The organism is Oceanicola sp. D3 (genome assembly GCF_006351965.1).
Lineage (GTDB): Bacteria > Pseudomonadota > Alphaproteobacteria > Rhodobacterales > Rhodobacteraceae > Vannielia.
This window is the reverse complement of the sequence record NZ_CP040932.1, coordinates 115481-131258: the sequence shown is the minus strand read 5'-3', so window position 1 is coordinate 131258 and position 15778 is coordinate 115481. Positions and strand designations below refer to the sequence as shown.

General features: G+C 64.3%; 18 protein-coding genes. 13 read left to right on the top strand and 5 right to left on the bottom strand.

Annotated features, from left to right (window positions below; all coding sequences use genetic code 11):
- Positions 1 to 7 precede the first annotated feature (7 nt).
- Positions 8 to 517 (bottom strand): DUF1772 domain-containing protein, encoded by a 510-nt coding sequence (locus FHY55_RS00695; RefSeq protein ID WP_140012361.1) that lies wholly within the window; start codon positions 515 to 517, stop codon positions 8 to 10.
- 78 nt (positions 518 to 595) lie between these two features.
- Here FHY55_RS00695 and FHY55_RS00690 point away from each other — a divergent pair, with 78 nt between their 5' ends.
- The 10 genes from FHY55_RS00690 (at position 596) to uvrC (ending at position 11885) form a co-directional block, all read left to right on the top strand.
- Positions 596 to 1210, top strand: a complete 615-nt coding sequence (locus tag FHY55_RS00690; protein ID WP_140012360.1) for a TetR/AcrR family transcriptional regulator — start codon at positions 596 to 598, stop codon at positions 1208 to 1210.
- A 230-nt stretch (positions 1211 to 1440) separates the two neighbouring features.
- Positions 1441 to 2790, top strand: coding sequence for an ABC transporter substrate-binding protein (locus tag FHY55_RS00685; RefSeq protein ID WP_140012359.1), 1350 nt, complete (start codon positions 1441 to 1443; stop codon positions 2788 to 2790).
- Positions 2791 to 2836: 46 nt separating this feature from the next.
- On the top strand, positions 2837 to 4072 hold the full coding sequence (locus tag FHY55_RS00680; RefSeq protein ID WP_140012358.1) for a carbohydrate ABC transporter permease: 1236 nt from the start codon (positions 2837 to 2839) through the stop codon (positions 4070 to 4072).
- Positions 4069 to 5280, top strand: coding sequence for a carbohydrate ABC transporter permease (locus tag FHY55_RS00675; protein WP_254695385.1), 1212 nt, complete (start codon positions 4069 to 4071; stop codon positions 5278 to 5280). Before FHY55_RS00680 ends, FHY55_RS00675 begins: the two co-directional genes overlap by 4 nt.
- Complete coding sequence (locus FHY55_RS00670; protein ID WP_140012357.1) at positions 5277 to 6530, top strand: hypothetical protein; 1254 nt, start codon at positions 5277 to 5279, stop codon at positions 6528 to 6530. The genes FHY55_RS00675 and FHY55_RS00670 overlap by 4 nt, the downstream gene beginning before the upstream one ends.
- Positions 6518 to 7540, top strand: coding sequence for an ABC transporter ATP-binding protein (locus tag FHY55_RS00665; protein WP_140012356.1), 1023 nt, complete (start codon positions 6518 to 6520; stop codon positions 7538 to 7540). Before FHY55_RS00670 ends, FHY55_RS00665 begins: the two co-directional genes overlap by 13 nt.
- Before the next feature lie 200 nt (positions 7541 to 7740).
- Positions 7741 to 8535: a S49 family peptidase gene (locus FHY55_RS00660; protein WP_140012355.1), complete on the top strand. Its 795-nt coding sequence runs from the start codon at positions 7741 to 7743 to the stop codon at positions 8533 to 8535.
- A complete protein-coding gene (locus FHY55_RS20400; protein WP_168222905.1) occupies positions 8536 to 8712 on the top strand; it encodes a hypothetical protein in 177 nt (58 codons plus the stop codon).
- A 3-nt stretch (positions 8713 to 8715) separates the two neighbouring features.
- On the top strand, positions 8716 to 9681 hold the full coding sequence (locus tag FHY55_RS00655) for a calcium/sodium antiporter (protein ID WP_140012354.1): 966 nt from the start codon (positions 8716 to 8718) through the stop codon (positions 9679 to 9681).
- Between the two features lie 359 nt (positions 9682 to 10040).
- On the top strand, positions 10041 to 11885 hold the full coding sequence (gene uvrC, locus FHY55_RS00650) for an excinuclease ABC subunit UvrC (protein ID WP_140012353.1): 1845 nt from the start codon (positions 10041 to 10043) through the stop codon (positions 11883 to 11885).
- 15 nt (positions 11886 to 11900) lie between these two features.
- Here uvrC and FHY55_RS00645 read toward each other — a convergent pair whose 3' ends face one another.
- Positions 11901 to 12314: a hypothetical protein gene (locus FHY55_RS00645; protein ID WP_140012352.1), complete on the bottom strand. Its 414-nt coding sequence runs from the start codon at positions 12312 to 12314 to the stop codon at positions 11901 to 11903.
- Positions 12315 to 12428: 114 nt separating this feature from the next.
- On the opposite strand from FHY55_RS00645, the gene pgsA reads away from it, so the two are divergent.
- From pgsA to FHY55_RS00630, 3 genes are read left to right on the top strand one after another with little or no spacing between them, the layout of a single operon-like run.
- Positions 12429 to 13046, top strand: coding sequence for a CDP-diacylglycerol--glycerol-3-phosphate 3-phosphatidyltransferase (gene pgsA / locus FHY55_RS00640; protein ID WP_140012351.1), 618 nt, complete (start codon positions 12429 to 12431; stop codon positions 13044 to 13046).
- Between the two features lie 2 nt (positions 13047 to 13048).
- Positions 13049 to 13294, top strand: a complete 246-nt coding sequence (moaD, locus tag FHY55_RS00635) for a molybdopterin converting factor subunit 1 (RefSeq protein ID WP_140015946.1) — start codon at positions 13049 to 13051, stop codon at positions 13292 to 13294.
- Positions 13294 to 13737 carry a molybdenum cofactor biosynthesis protein MoaE gene (locus tag FHY55_RS00630; RefSeq protein ID WP_140012350.1) on the top strand — a complete coding sequence of 148 codons (444 nt, stop codon included), beginning with the start codon at positions 13294 to 13296 and terminating at the stop codon, positions 13735 to 13737. The genes moaD and FHY55_RS00630 overlap by 1 nt, the downstream gene beginning before the upstream one ends.
- Before the next feature lie 73 nt (positions 13738 to 13810).
- Here the strand turns inward: FHY55_RS00630 and moaB are convergent, their stop codons facing one another.
- Genes moaB through FHY55_RS00615 form a run of 3 tightly spaced genes read right to left on the bottom strand, consistent with a single transcriptional unit; the run spans position 13811 to position 15740 of the window.
- Entirely contained in the window at positions 13811 to 14344 is a 534-nt protein-coding gene (moaB, locus tag FHY55_RS00625; RefSeq protein WP_140012349.1) for a molybdenum cofactor biosynthesis protein B, read from the bottom strand.
- Positions 14341 to 14961, bottom strand: a complete 621-nt coding sequence (locus FHY55_RS00620) for a LysE family translocator (protein WP_140012348.1) — start codon at positions 14959 to 14961, stop codon at positions 14341 to 14343. The genes moaB and FHY55_RS00620 overlap by 4 nt, the downstream gene beginning before the upstream one ends.
- Positions 14958 to 15740 (bottom strand): uracil-DNA glycosylase, encoded by a 783-nt coding sequence (locus FHY55_RS00615; protein ID WP_140012347.1) that lies wholly within the window; start codon positions 15738 to 15740, stop codon positions 14958 to 14960. The genes FHY55_RS00620 and FHY55_RS00615 overlap by 4 nt, the downstream gene beginning before the upstream one ends.
- Positions 15741 to 15778: the final 38 nt, after the last annotated feature.

Here is a 15778-nt window from a genome sequence, read left to right as displayed (position 1 = left end):
GCGAAAATCACCGCTCCGCTGCCGGAGCGGCCATCAGCAAACCCAAGCCCGCCAGCGCCAGCGCTATGCCGGTGAAGACGGTGCGCAGCTGATTCCAAAACTGCCACGGGGCGGAATACTCGGCCCAGATCTGCGCAGCCCCGGCGTCGATCTCTGCATCGCTCACCAGCGCCAGCGCCTCGTTCATTGGCACGTTCACCGCGAGGGTCAGCACCGACCCGCCGAACAGGGCCACCAGCCCCGCCAGCGCAAACAGCCCCACCACCGCGCGGCCTTGCCCGCTCTTCCATGCGAGGAGAGCGGTGAGCAGCAGGGCCGGGCCGGTGCCAAAGAAGGCCGGGGCGAACACCGCGTTACGGACAGAGGCATTCATCGCCTGCATCGCGCGAATGGCCACTTCCGGCGCGGCGGCATCAAGCCCCCACATCGTTGAGCAAACCCAGGCGTAGAAGAACCCGAAGAGCGCGCCGCAAAGCAGCAGGGACAGCAGGGCAGCGAGGCGAAAGATGGTCAGCATGGTTCAAATCCGTATACATGATTACGCTTGCGGCTATCCGTAATTACAAATACGGTTACTGTCAACGCGGAGGTAACAATGCGAGAAGAGAAGCGGGCAGCCCGCGAAAGCCAGATCATCGAGGCGGCCTATGCGCTGCTGGAAGAGAAGGGCGCCGCCGGCATGTCGATGCTGGCCGTGGCGAAGGCTGCGAAGGCGTCCAACGAAACGCTCTACAACTGGTATGGCGACAAGCTCGGGCTGTTTCGCGCCATGGCGCTGCGCAACGGCGAGGCCATTGCGGCCCGGCTGGAGGCGGCGCTGGTGGAGGAAGCCTCCCCGCTGGAAACCCTCGACGCTCTAGGTCCGCTGCTGCTGAACCTGCTGACCGGCCCGCGGGCGGTGGCGCTGGCGCGGGCGGCGGCGGGCGATGCCACGGGCGCGCTTGGCGCGGCGCTGGCGGAGGTGGGGCGGGCGCGGATTGCACCGATGATCGAGGCGCTTTGCCAGCGAGCGCTGGACGAACGCGCCTTGAGGGGCGGCAGTGCCGGGGCGATCTGCGAAACCTACCTTGGCCTGCTGTTGGGCGACCTTCAGATCCGCCGGGTGATCCATGCCGCGCCGCCCCTGCAAGAGGCCGAAATCCGCAGCCGCGCCGACCGGGCGCTGATGGCAACATGGCGGCTTTACGCCCGCGAGGAGTCTGGCAGGTAGCTGCACAAAAACTAGGCAGCCACTCGGCAAGACCCCGCATCCTGCCGCAAAACCGGGAAAAATCGTTGCCCAGCGCGATCTGGCCTTCAACTATGAAGGGCATCAGGGGAGCGCGCGCAACGACGCGGACTGGCCAGAGGGCCGACAGACGACCTCCCCCAAGGCGCGATCGAGTAACGCGAAGACCGGTGCCAACGGCGCTGCAAAAGACAAACACTGGGAGGACTTACATGACCTACGTGACCCTTAAACGCGGGCTTCTGGCCGCGACTGCGCTGACTCTCGGCACGGCGATGGCCGAGGCCCAGTCGATCCGCTTCTGGACCACCGAAGAGCAGCCCGAGCGGCTGCAGAAACAGCAAGAAATGGCCAAGGCCTTCGAGGAGGAAACTGGCACCGCCGTCGAGGTGATTCCCGTGACCGAATCCGATCTTGGCACCCGCGCCACCGCCGCCTTTGCCGCCGGTGACCTGCCGGATGTGATCTATCACACCATCCAATATACCCTGCCCTGGGCCGAGGCCGGCATTCTGGATGCAGAGGCCGCGACCGAGGTGCTGGAGGAACTGGGCGAAGACACATTCGCCCCCGGCCCGCTGGCCATGGCCGCCTTCGAGGATGGCACCGCCGCCGTGCCGGTAGATGGCTGGACGCAGATGGTGGTGTATCGCAAAGACCTGTTCGAAGAGAACGGGCTGGAGCCGCCCAACAGCTACGCCAACGTGCTGGCCGCGATCGAGGCGCTGCACAACCCGCCCGAGATGTATGGCTTCGTCGCCGCCACCAAGGTGGATGAGAACTTCATGAGCCAAGTGTTGGAGCACGTCTTCCTCGCCAACGGCGTTTCTCCGGTGAACGAAGAGGGCTTCGCCCCGCTCGACGTGGCTGCCACAACCGAGGTGCTCGATTTCTACAAGGCGATTGCAGAGGCCTCGCCGCCGGGCGAGCTGTTCTGGAAGCAGAGCCGCGAGCTTTACTTCGCCGGGCAGGCCGCGATGATCATCTGGTCGCCCTTCATCCTCGACGAGCTGGCCGGGCTGCGGGATGACGCGCCCCCGACCCTCACCGACGATCCGACCAGCAGCGAACTGGCCTCCAAGACCGGGATCGTCACCACCTTTGCAGGCCCGTCGAACCCCGATGGCGCGGCATGGGGCGATACTCGTTACTTCGGGATCACCTCGGATGCCGATACCGATGCGGCGATGGAGTTTGTGAAATACTCCATGGACCAAGGCTACATGGACACGCTCTCCATTGCGCCCGAAGGCAAGTTCCCCACCCGGCGCGGCACGGCCGATGAGCCTGAGAAGTTCAAGGCCGAGTGGTCGAAGCTCGATGTGGGTGTCGATCGCAAGGCAGCCCTCTCGGACCTCTATGCGCCCGAGATGATCGACGAGATCGTCAGCGGCCTTGATGTCGCCCAGCGCTGGGGCGTCGAAGAAGGGCAGCTTTCGCTGGCTTCGAAGATGATCAACAGCCAGGTCATCAACCGCCTTGTGCGCGAGTATATTGACGGCGCGCGTGATGCGGCGGCGACCGTGGATATGATGAACGAGGAACTGGCGAAGGTTCAGTGAACCTTGGCCATCGGGCGGCGGCCCTGTGCTGCCGCCCGGCTTCAAGATGAGCGACACACCCATCCCCCCCAAGGGCCGAGGCCCGCTTGCCAAGCGCGAGGCCCGGCTGGCTTGGGGCCTGCTGGCCCCGACCATCATCAGCGTCTCGTTGGTGGTGATCCTGCCTTTGCTGGCGATCTTCTGGATCAGCGTCAAACCCATCGGCCTTGCCGACCTGCGCCCACCCACGCTCAGCGTGAATGAACAACTGCGCGACGCCGATGAAGCCGAGCCTTACATTCGCTACCGGGTGCGCAACACCAGCCAAGACATCGCGCTGACCTCGGCGCGCTTTTCCGACATGTTCCCCGAAGGAGCAGAACCGGGTGCTGTGCCAGAGGGCTGCACCTACGAGGCCCGCACCCTCACCTGCGACTTGGGCGAGGTGGAAGCCGGGGGACGCAGCGAAATCCGGGTGCCAATCATCGCGGATGACCCCGAAGCGATGGAAGACCCGCTGGAAGACAGCGAACCGGATGTGGTGGTGAAGGCCCCCAACATCCTCACCAACTTCGAATTCACCGGCGAAAACTTTGCCCGTGTCTTCGATGGCGGAGAGTTCTGGCAGGTGCTCTGGGTCACGCTGCTCTACACCATCTTTGGCACAATCGGCGCGCTGGTCATGGGGCTCTTTGCTGCCATGCTGCTGAACAAGAGCTTCCGGGGGCAAGGGATATTGCGGGGGCTCTACCTCTTCCCCTATGTCGCGCCGGTGATCGCGGTGGCTTTCACTTGGGTCACGCTGTTTGACCCCTTCAGCGGCTCGGCCAACGCGCTGCTGATACAGATGGGCGTGACCAGTGAGGCGATCAACTTTTTTGGGCAGCGGCCGCTCGCCCTGATCATGGTGATCGTCTTCGAAATTTGGCGCTATTTCCCGCTCAGCTTCCTCTTCATCCTTGCGCGGATGCAGAGCATCGACACCGATATGTATGAGGCCGCCGATATGGACGGTGCCTCGCCCTTTCAGAAGTTCTGGTATCTCAGCCTGCCGCAGCTCGTGGGCATCCTGAGCGTGCTCTTCCTCCTGCGCTTCATCTGGACCTTCAACAAGTTCGACGACATCTTCCTGCTGACGGGCGGTAACGCGGGGACGCGGACGCTCACGGTGAACGTCTATGAACAGGCCTTCGCGATCAGCAACATCGGCGCGGGGGCGGCTGTGGCGGTGGTGATCTTTGCCTGCCTGATCGTGTTCAGCGTGTTCTTCTTCAAGTGGATCAGCCGGGAGGAAGGGCTTTGAGCTTTCTCTGGCGTGGAACCCTGACGGCCCCATTGCTGGGCGCTTTGTGGATGCTGGTGGTGGCGACGACAGTGGCGGTGGGGTTCTCCTTCGCCACTGGTGAGGCATTCCGCCCCTCGGTGTTGCTGTGCCTGCTCTGGGGAGCGGTCGTGGGGCTTGGGGCGGTGTTCCGGCTCGGATCGGTATCAATGTTCGGCGCGGTAATCGGGCTGGCTGGCGTGACGCTGGCGGGCGTCGGGCCGATGGTGATCGGCGCAGACGTTGGGCCGGTAGCGGGATGGGGCGCGGCAATTGCGCTCGGAATGGCCTTCGCGATGTCGTTCTGGGCCATCGTGGCGGAGCTGAAGCCGGGTGCGCTGACAAGGCACGAGTTCGAGGCGGCGGTGATCCGCTTTCTTACCGGTTTTGGCTACATCTTCTTCACCGCCATCGTGGTGATCCCCTTTTACGTGATGGTGATGACCTCGCTGAAGAACCAGCAGGCCCTCATGCAGAATCCGTTGGATTTTTCGATCGAGCTCTCGCGTGGGTGGGAGTTGTTTCGCAGCTACGCCGAGTTGTTCGGCCAATATGACTTTGGCCGCTATCTCTGGACGAGCTTCTATATCTCCTGCCTGACGGTCTTCATCACCCTGCTGTTCTCGGTGCCCGGCGCCTATGCCGTGGCGCGGCTGCGCTTCAACGGGCGGGCGGCCTTCTCGCGGTCGATCCTGCTGATCTACATGGTGCCGATGATCGTGCTGGCCCTGCCGATCTATATTGCGTTCAGCCAAATGGGCCTGCGCAACACCGTCTTCGGCATCGTGCTGATCTACCCGGTCACCACGATCCCGGTGGCGCTCTACATGTTGCAGGGCTACTTCCGCGGGCTGCCCGCCGAGGTGGAGGAGGCAGGGCTGATGGATGGCCTCTCACGCCTCGCCGTGATCTGGAAGATCACCCTGCCGCTGGCGTTGCCCGCCTTGGCCAGCGTGTCGCTCTACGTCTTCATGATCGCGTGGAACGAGTTCCTGCTCGCGTTCATGCTGCTGGACGATCCGTCAAAATTCACCCTCACCCGCGCGGTCACCAGCCTGAACAGCTCTGAAGTGCCGCGCCAGCACCTGATGGCGGGGGCGGTGATTGCCACCGTGCCGATCATGGCGCTGTTTCTCGGATTGGAGAAATTCATGACCAAGGGCCTTACCGCAGGGAGCGTCAAGGGATGACGCGAGACGAGGAAGCGCGCGCCATTTTGGCCGGCAACGACCGGGGCGGCTACACCGTGCCAACGGATGGGCTCTACCCCTACCAGTGGAACTGGGATTCGGTTTTTGCCGCGCTGGGCTTTGCCGAGCACGACATGGGCCGCGCGTGGGACGAGATCGACACGCTCTTCAGCGGCCAATGGGACAACGGAATGGTGCCGCATATCCTGTTTCACAAGGTTGATCCGAGCTACTTTCCGGGGCCGGATATCTGGCGCGGGGTGGGGCCGATCCCCTCCAGCGGGATCAGTCAGCCGCCGATAGCGGGCACCTTCGTGCGTTGGCTGCTGGAGTTGGACGAGAGCTTTGCCGCGCGCGCCGAAGCATTGGTGCCGAGGCTGATCGCTTGGCACCGCTGGTTCATGGAGTGGCGCAGCGAGGGCGGGGCCATCGTGGTGACCCACCCGTGGGAGACGGGCCGCGACAATTGCCCCGATTGGGATGGCCCCTTCGCCGCCATCGAGCCGGTGGGAATTGAGAGCTATCGGCGGCGGGACACGACCCATGTGGTCGAGGAAGAGCGGCCCTTGCAGGCGCAGTATGACCGTTTCCTCTATCTCGTGAAGCTGGGGGCCGAGAGCGGCTGGGACGAGGCCTACCTGCGCGAGGCCAACCCTTTCCGCGTGGCCGATCCCACGATGACCTTCACCCTCCTGCGCTCCACCCGGGATCTGCGGGTGCTGGCCGAGCGATTTGGCGGTGACCTGGCCGAGATCGACGGCTGGATCGCGGCGATGGAGGCTGGGGCGGAGCGGCTCTGGAACGCCGAGGCCGAAACATATGACTGCTATGACGAGCGGGCAGACAAGCACACCGGCGTCGTCTCAAACGCCAGTTTTCTCAGCTGGTATGCCGGTGTGGGCGACGACCGGATGCTGCCCCAGCTTGAGCGCGTCTGCGGGCTGGAAACCTATTTCATCCCCTCGACCGACCCGGCCCACCCGGCCTATGAGCCCAAGCGTTACTGGCGCGGGCCGGTCTGGGCGATGATGAACCTGCTGATCGCAAAGGGGCTTGCCGAGCAGGGGCACGGCGATTGGGCCAGCAAGATCACCGAGAACACCCGCGCGATGATCGCGGAAAACGGCTTTGCCGAGTATTTCGACCCGCGCGACGGCGCGCCTGCGGGCGGGCGCAACTTTACATGGACGGCGGCGGTGTGGCTCGCATGGGCCTCGCCCACCGCAGGGAGGAACGCATGGGCAGCATAGAGCTGAAGGCGGTCGAAAAGTGGTATGGCAATGTGCAGGTCATCAAGGGGGTGGACCTCAGCATTGCGGACGGTGAGTTCATCATCTTCGTTGGCCCCTCGGGCTGCGGCAAGTCCACCCTGCTGCGGATGATCGGCGGGCTGGAAGAAACCTCTCGCGGCCAGATCATGATCGACGGCGCAGACATGACAGCCGCGCCCCCCTCCAAGCGGGGCCTTTCCATGGTGTTCCAAAGCTACGCGCTCTACCCGCATATGTCGGTGGGCGAGAACATGGGGTTCTCGCTCAAGACGGCGGGCGCGCCCAAGGCCGAGATCCAGGAGAAGGTGGGCGAGGCGGCCCGGGTGCTGAAGCTGGAGCCCTACCTCGAGCGGCGGCCCAAAGACCTTTCGGGCGGTCAACGCCAGCGGGTGGCCATTGGTCGGAGTATCGTGCGCGACCCGACGGCCTTTCTCTTCGATGAGCCGCTCTCCAACCTCGATGCCGCGCTGCGTGTCGAGATGCGTTACGAGATCGCCAAGCTGCACCAAAGCCTTGCGACAACCATGATCTACGTCACCCACGATCAGGTGGAGGCGATGACACTGGCCGACAGGATCGTGGTGCTGGAGTTCGGCAAGATCGCGCAGGTCGGCACCCCGCGCGAGCTTTATGAGCGGCCCGCCAACCTCTTCGTGGCGCAGTTCATCGGCTCGCCCAAGATGAACGTCATGCCGATCACCGAAGCGCTTGCGCTGAAGAATGCGCCAGCGGGCGCGGTGCAGGTGGGCATCCGGCCCGAGCACATCATGGTTGGCGAGGGCGGGGGCACCTGCGATGGCCGGATCGACGTGATCGAATACCTCGGCGCCGATACTTTCGTGATCGTCGATGCGGGCGACGCCGGGCAGATCACCGTCAGGGCGCCGGGCAACACCGAGCTGCAAGAGGGCGCGCCCGTCAGCCTTGGTTTTCCGGGCGACGCGCTGCACTTCTTTGGTGAAGACGGGCTTGCCATTCGCGAGGGCTAGAGCTTCGCACGCCTCATCTGGTGAAAGGCCCGGCCTCAGCGGCTGTTGCCGATCAGTTGCCAAGCTATTCCTGAACCGAACCGGCCTGTTGTGCGGAACGCCTGCCTGCATGGGCTCCTGCGCGGTTCCTCCGTGTGACGCGCCGTCAGAGGCAGCGCCACGCCTTGCTTGTGCAGGGGGGCACACATACATGAGAGGTCATGCGCCGATTTATCCCCTTTCTCGAACAGCCCCCCCTTGTTTCTGTCGTTCGCCTTCAGGGCGCCATCGGCAGCGGGGCGCGTGGGCTTTCTGATGCAGGCATGGCTGCGCCGATCGAGCGGGCCTTTCGCAAGGGCAAACCCGCGGCGGTGGCGCTCCAGATCAACTCGCCCGGCGGCTCACCGACCCAAAGCGCCCTGATCGCTGCCCGCATCCGCCGCCTGTCGGAAGAAAAAGAGGTGCCGGTCTTTGCCTTCGTCGAAGATGTCGCGGCCTCTGGCGGTTATTGGCTGGCCACGGCGGCTGAAGAGATTTTCGTGGATGCAAATTCCATCACCGGCTCCATCGGCGTGATCTCCGCCAGCTTCGGGCTGACCGAGTTTATCGCCAAGCACGGGATCGAGCGGCGGGTGCACACCGCCGGGCAGTCCAAGAGCTTCATGGACCCGTTCCGCCCAGAGAAAGAAGAAGACGTGGCCCGCCTCAAGGCGCTGCAAGAGGTGATCCACGGCAATTTCATCACGCAGGTCAAGTCGCGGCGCGGTGACAAATTGGCAGAGGGCACCGACCTGTTCACCGGCGACATCTGGGTTGGCCAGCAGGCCGTGGAGGTGGGGCTTGCCGATGCCGTCGGCCACCTGATCCCCACGATGAAGGCCCGCTTTGGCGACAAAACCCGCCTTGCCGTGCACGGCCCCAAGCGCGGGCTCTTGCGGCGGATCGGTGCAGAGGCCATGAACGGGGCGGTAGGCGCGGTGGAAGACCGGGCCATGTGGGCGAGGTTCGGGCTTTAGATGCTCCTCAAGGCAGTCATTCTCTTTCTGGCCGTGATGGGCCTGTTGGCGATTTTCGGCAAGAAGAAGGTCGCCAAGAAGAAGCCTCCTGCAAAGCGCGTGGAGACGGCGCAGAAGTGCCCCAAGTGCGGGGCCTTCCGGATCGGGGCGGGTGACTGCGCCTGCGGAAAGAGCTGATCTATGGCCTATGATCTCCTGATCGCGGGGCTGGGCCTCGTGATCCTGCTTCTTGCCGGCGATGCGCTGGTGCGTGGCGCGGTGAACATCGCACTTCGGCTTGGCATTCCGGCCCTGATCGTCTCGCTCACCATTGTCGCCTTCGGCACCTCCGCGCCCGAGCTGCTGATCTCGGTCAATGCCGTGCGTGACAATGCAGGCGGCCTTGCGCTGGGCAATGTGGTGGGCTCCAACATCGCCAACGTGCTGCTGGTGCTCGGCGTGCCCGCGCTGATAAAAACCCTCGCCACCCGCGATCACGACACCCGCCGCAGCTACATGTTCATGATCGCGGCCTCGCTGCTGTTTATCGCCACCTGCTTCTTCGGCCCGATCCGCTGGTGGCATGGGCTGGTGCTGGTGGCGGCGCTCTCGGGCGTGCTCTGGGATGCGTTTCATTCCGCGCGCAACCACCGCCGCGCGACGGAAACACAGGACTACGGCGCTGATGAAGAGGTCGACCTTGAAGGGGCCGATCCGTCCATGCCGTGGTGGAAGATCGGCGTTTACACCGCGCTTGGCCTCATTGGCCTGCCGCTGGGGGCCGACCTGCTGGTGGATAGTTCGGTGAACATCGCCAAGGTGCTGGGCGTTTCGGACACGGTGATCGGCCTCACGCTGGTGGCCATCGGCACCTCGCTGCCCGAGCTCGCCACCACCGTCATGGCCGCGCTGCGCAATCAGGCCGATGTAGCGCTGGGCAACGTGATTGGCTCCAACATGTTTAACCTCTTGGCGATCATCGGCATCGCCAGCTTCGTTGGCCCAATCCCGGTGGACCCGGAGATCCTGCAGTTCGACCTGTGGGTGATGCTGGCCGCCTCGCTGTTCCTGATCCCCTTCGTCTTCCTGCGGCAAAACATGGGCCGGGCCGTCGGGGCCATATTCAGCTTTCTATATGTGGCATATTTAGTGGTGGTCGTCGTCTGAGGCGCAGACCGCCGCGTTGCCCCTACGTCCGGGTTTTCTCCTGCCAACCGCGTCAGGAGCGGGAGGGCGGACCGAGTTATCCTAGGCGGCTTGCGGCGTTACAAATCCGACATATTTTATGTAATGAAATCATTAATTTATGAGCGGACATAATTTTTATCGTTTAACTTCAGTGCTTTAAAATAGAGCCCAAAAATTAGGCAAAGTCCGGAATCCGCCGGGAAACAAGGGAAATTTCGCCCGGTCCCGAATTTCTCCCAAGAGTTATCCACAGAAACAGTGGAGAGCTTTCCTCTTGCCCTTGGTCAACTACCATTGCAGCCATGGCGGGGAATCATGAACTAAATAAAGTAGGTGCGATGAAGGCCGGTCACGAGGTTATCCGCGATCAGTTGCGACATCTGGATGGCTCCCCAGGGGTTTACCGGATGCTCGATGAGGAGAGCCGCGTTCTTTACGTTGGCAAGGCCCGCAACCTCAAGGCGCGGGTCAGCTCTTATGCTCGCCCTACGGGGCACAGCCCGCGCATCGCCCGGATGATTTCCGAAACCGCCTCGATGATGTTCCTCACCACGGCGACCGAAACCGAGGCGCTGCTGCTAGAGCAGAACCTCATCAAGCAGCTCAAACCCAAGTTCAACGTGCTGCTGCGCGACGACAAGAGCTTTCCCAATATCCTCGTCGCCAAAAACCACGCCTACCCGCAGATCAAAAAGCATCGGGGCGCGAAGAAGGAGAAGGGTGCCTACTATGGCCCCTTCGCCAGCGCGGGCGCGGTGAACCGCACGCTGAACCAGTTGCAGAAGGTTTTCCTGCTGCGCAATTGCACCGATGCCACGTTTGAAACCCGCTCGCGGCCCTGCCTGCTCTACCAGATCAAGCGCTGCTCCGCCCCCTGCGTCGGCCACATCAGCGAGGCCGATTATGCCGGGTTGGTGGGTGATGCAGAGCGGTTTCTGCAAGGCCGCTCCACCAAGGTGCAGGAGCAACTGGCCGAGCAGATGCAGGAGGCCTCCGAGGCGATGGAGTTTGAACGGGCCGCCGCGCTGCGCGACCGGATCCGCGCGATGACCAGCCTTCAGACAGCGCAGGGAATCAACCCGCGTTCAACGCCCGAGGCGGATGTGATCGCGCTGCACATGGAAGGCGGGCAGGCCTGCGTGCAGGTGTTCTTCATCCGCGCTGGGCAGAACTGGGGCAACAAGGACTATTACCCCCGCCTTGGCGGGGCCGAGAGCCCGGCGGAGGTTCTGCAAGCCTTCATGGGCCAGTTCTACTCCACCAAGGAGCCGCCCCGGCTGGTGCTGATCAGCGATGACATCGAAGACCGCGAGGTGATGGAGGCGCTGCTAACCGAGGCGGCAGGGCGCAAGGTTGAGGTGAGCGTGCCCCAGCGTGGCGAGAAGGCCGAACTGGTGGCAGGCGCGCTGCGCAACGCGCGCGAGAGCCTTGCGCGCAAGATGAGCGAAAGCGCCGCGCAGTCGAAACTGCTCAAGGGTCTTGCCGAGGCCTTCGACCTCGCCGCTCCGCCGCAGCGCATCGAGATTTACGACAACTCCCACATTCAGGGCACCAACGCCGTTGGTGGCATGGTGGTGATGGGCCCCGATGGCTGGGTGAAGAGCCAGTATCGCAAGTTCAACATCAAGGGCGAAGAGCTGGTGCCGGGCGATGACTTCGGCATGATGAAAGAGGTGCTCTCCCGCCGCTTCAAGCGCCTGCTGAAAGAAGACCCCGACCGCCAGTCAGACACATGGCCAGACCTGCTGCTGATCGACGGCGGCGCAGGGCAGGTGAGCGCCGTGGGCGAGATCATGGCCGAGCTTGGGGTGGAAGACGTGCCCTTCATCGGTGTCGCCAAGGGGGTAGACCGGGACCACGGCAAGGAAGAGTTCCACCGCCCCGGGCAGCGGGTGATGGCGCTGCGCCACAATGATCCGGTGCTCTATTTCATCCAGCGCATGCGCGACGAAGCCCACCGCTTTGCCATCGGCACCCACCGCGCCAAGCGGGCCAAGTCGATGGTGGCCAACCCGCTGGATGAGGTGCCGGGCGTGGGCGCCACCCGCAAGCGGGCGCTGCTGGCGCATTTCGGCTCAGCCAAGGCGGTGAGCCGGGCGAACCTTGCCGACCTGAAGGCGGTAGACGGGGTGAGCGAGGGGCTGGCCCAAAAGATCTACGATTACTTTCACGAAAAGGGCTAGGGCAGCGGGCCGGCGCTATGCCCGGCGCAGGTGCTCTTCCCACATGATGTAGCGGCCCAGCGAGTTCTTCTGGCTCGACCCAAGCACATGGCAGCCCCCGTTCCCGAAGATATGCGTGGCCTCCACCGCCGCATTCTGCACCGGCAGGGTAAAGTGCAGCGCCGTCTCGGTGTAATACCCGAGGCCCTGCGGCATGCCTGCCAACTCGAATGTGAGGATGCCCGGCGCCGTGACCTGCAGCGGAATTTGCATCACCACATCGGGCGTTTGCTCTTCGGTAAAGACATGCCTGAACCTCAGCCAAAGCCCGTGTTCCCCCTCGGGCGTCAGCTCCAGTTCCACCTTGTAGCCGTGGCTATCGCCCTGCGCATCGGCCCAGCGGCCGGTGCCGGTGTAGCGGCCATGGGCGTCAGAAAGAATTCCGGACATCGCAAACTCCTGCTGTTCGCCGCAACACTAGCACGACTTTTTGCCACCTCGCAGCCCGACCTGCGTGAAATCGCGGCACTTCCGTGTGCCCTCCGGCTGGGGTAAACCCCTCTCATGGTCTGGACGATCCCAAATATCCTGACGGTGCTCCGCCTGCTCGCCGCCCCCGGCGTGGCGGTGATGTTCCTGTACTTCAGCCGCCCCTGGGCCGATTGGTTTGCGTTGGTGCTCTTCATGGCCGCCGCCGCCACCGATTTCTTTGACGGCTGGCTGGCGCGCAAGTGGAAGCAGGAAACCAAGATCGGCGCCATGCTGGACCCGATTGCCGACAAGGCAATGGTGGTGATTGCGCTGCTCGTCATCACCGGCTTTTCGGGGATGAACCCGTGGATCCTGCTGCCCGCGACGCTGATCATGTTTCGCGAGGTCTTTGTGTCGGGCCTGCGTGAGTTTCTTGGCGATACCGCGGGCACGCTCAAGGTAACGCAACTCGCCAAGTGGAAGACCACGGCGCAGATGGTGGCGATTGCTATCCTGTTCCTCGGCACCGGCCTCGATTGGCTCACCCATCGTGGTGATGGCCCCGGCGGCTTGGCCCGCTTCCGCGATGGCCCGGCAGGCTGGGCGACGGTGGCCGGCATCTGGGTGCTGTGGATCGCCGGGGCGCTGACGCTCCTCACCGGCTGGGATTACTTCCGCAAGGCGCTGCCGTTCCTGAAAGGGCCAAAATGACCGTGGATGTGCTCTACTTCGCCTGGGTGCGCGAGCGGATCGGCTTGCCGAAAGAAAAGGTGGAAACCCAAGCCCCAAACGTGGCCGCTCTGGTGGAAGAGCTGCGCGCGCGCGAGCCACGCTATGCCGCTGCCTTCGAGGATGTCACCGCCCTGCGCGTGGCGCTCGATCAGGAGCTTTCCGACTTCGACGCGCCGCTTGAGGGCGTGCGCGAGGTGGCCTTCTTTCCGCCGATGACGGGCGGCTGATGGCCGAGGTTCGCGTGCAGGCCGAGAGCTTTGATGCCGGGGCCGAGTTGAACCGCTTTTCCGCCGCGCAAGGCGGGGCAGGTGCCGTCGTCAGCTTCACCGGGGTTGTCCGCGATGTTGCGGGCAGGCTGGAGGCGATGGAGATCGAGCATTACCCGGGCATGACCGAAAAGGCGATTTCTGGCATCGTGGAAGAGGCCGAGGGCCGCTGGCCGCTGACCGGGGCGCTGGTGATCCACCGCCACGGGCGGCTGGAGCCGGGCGCGCAGATCATGATGGTGGCGACCGCTTCGGCCCACAGGGTGGCGGCCTTCGAGGCGGCGGAATTTTTGATGGATTACCTGAAGTCGCGCGCGCCGTTCTGGAAGAAAGAGCTGACGCGTGAGGGCGAAGGCTGGGTGGCAGCCGTTGAGGCCGATGAGGATGCGCTGAAGCGGTGGTGAGCCGTTGCAGCGGGGGGCCAGCCCCCCGCACCCCCCGGAGATATTTAGAGCAAGAAAATGAACAGGGTGGCGGCTATTTCTTCCGCCGCATGTGCTCGTCGAGCCTGGGCATGATCTCGACGAAGTTGCAGGGCATGTGCCGGTAGTCGAGCTGTTTGACGAGGATCTCGTCCCAAGCGTCCTTGCAGGCACCGGGAGAGCCGGGCAGGGCGAAGAGGTAGGTGCCATTTGCCACGCCGCCGGTGGCGCGCGATTGCACCGCGCTGGTGCCGATCTTGGCCATCGACACATGGGTGAATACGGTGGCGAAGGCCTCGATTTCCTTCTCGTAGACATCGCGGTGGGCCTCCACCGTCACGTCACGCCCGGTAAGGCCGGTGCCGCCGGTGGAGAGGATCACATCAACACCCTCATCGGCGCACCACGCCCGGAGTTGCCCGGCGATCTCGTGGCGCTCATCCGGCAAGATCTTCCGGTCGGCCACAATATGGCCCGCCGCCTCGATCCGCGCCACCAGCGTGTCGCCGGAGCGATCTTCGGCCATGCTGCGGCTGTCGGAAACGGTGAGCACCGCGATCCGGGTGGGGATAAACTCTCGCTCGCTCATGTACGCTCCATCAGGGCCAGTCGCGCCGCCAACACCCCGAAGATGCCCGCCGTGATCCACGACAGAGCCCGTGCGAAGCGGGGCGAGCGCGTCAGCGCCAGCCCCAATGAGCCCGCCCCGAGGCCGACAGCGCCGTTGATCATAAAGCCACCTGCCGCCAGCACGCTGCCCAACGCCAAAAATTGCGGCAGCACGGCGCGAGACGGGTCCACGAATTGCGGCAGGAAGGCGAGGATGAAGAGGATCACCTTGGGGTTGGTTACATTCACCACCAAGGCCTGCCGAAAGGCCCGCGCCGGGGCGAGTGGCTTGGCGCGGCTCTGCCCGGGCCCGCCTGCCCGCAGCGTGGCCACGGCGAGCCACAGCAGATAGGCCACCCCCGCCCAGCGGATCACCTCGAAGGCCCCGGGCAGCGCGGCCACCACCGCGCCAAGCCCCAGCCCCGCAGCCGCGACGTTGACCATGCAGCCCGCCGAAATCCCCGCATTGGCCGCCATCGCCGGTCCGCGCCCGCCCTTGAGGCCCTGCGCCAGCACAAACATCATGTCGGCCCCCGGCGTCAGGTTGAGCGCCAGCGCGGCGGGCAGAAAGGCCAGCAGGGTGAGCGCGTCGATCATCCCAGCCCCTCCAGCCGCGCCTTCACTGTCAGCAGATCGGCCCATGCGTGGCGCTTCATCTCGGGGCGGCGGAGCAGGAAGGAGGGGTGAAACATCGGCATGGCGGGCACGCCGCCCACCTCGTGCCAGTTGCCGCGCAGCCGGGTGATGCCACGCTTGCCCAGCAGCGCGCCGCAGGCCGGATTGCCCATCAGCACGATCAACTCCGGCGCGGCCAGTTCGATATGGCGCTCCACGAAGGGGCGCATCATTGCCAGTTCTTCGGAGTCCGGATCGCGGTTTTGCGGCGGGCGCCAAGGCACAACATTGGTGATATAAAGCGCCGCCCCCGCATCCGCCGCATCCCGCGCCAGCCCGATGGCGGCAAACATCTTGTCGAGCAACTGCCCGGAGCGTCCGACAAAGGGCTTGCCCTGCGCATCCTCCTCGGCCCCCGGCCCCTCGCCGATCACCATCACCCGCGCCTCGGGGCGACCATCGGCAAAAACAAAATTGCGCGCCCCCCGTTTCAGCTCACAATGGGGGAAGGCCTCCTGCGCGGCGGCAAGCGCCTCAAGGCTGCCGGCCTCCTTGGCGGCGGCGCGGGCCTCGGCCACAGTGTCGACCTCGGGCACCACCACGGGCGCATGGGGCGCGGCTGCGGCGGCAGGTTTGGCCTTTGGCTCCGGCTTCACCTCGAAGCGGTCCACCGGCGCATCGCCAATGGTATCCACCGCCCCCAGCTCCACTTGCCAGGCCAGCGCCGCCAACATTGCGTTTCGGTCGAAATCCCCGTCCATACCCACGGCTTACCCCATGTTGCCGCCCCGTGCGAGCC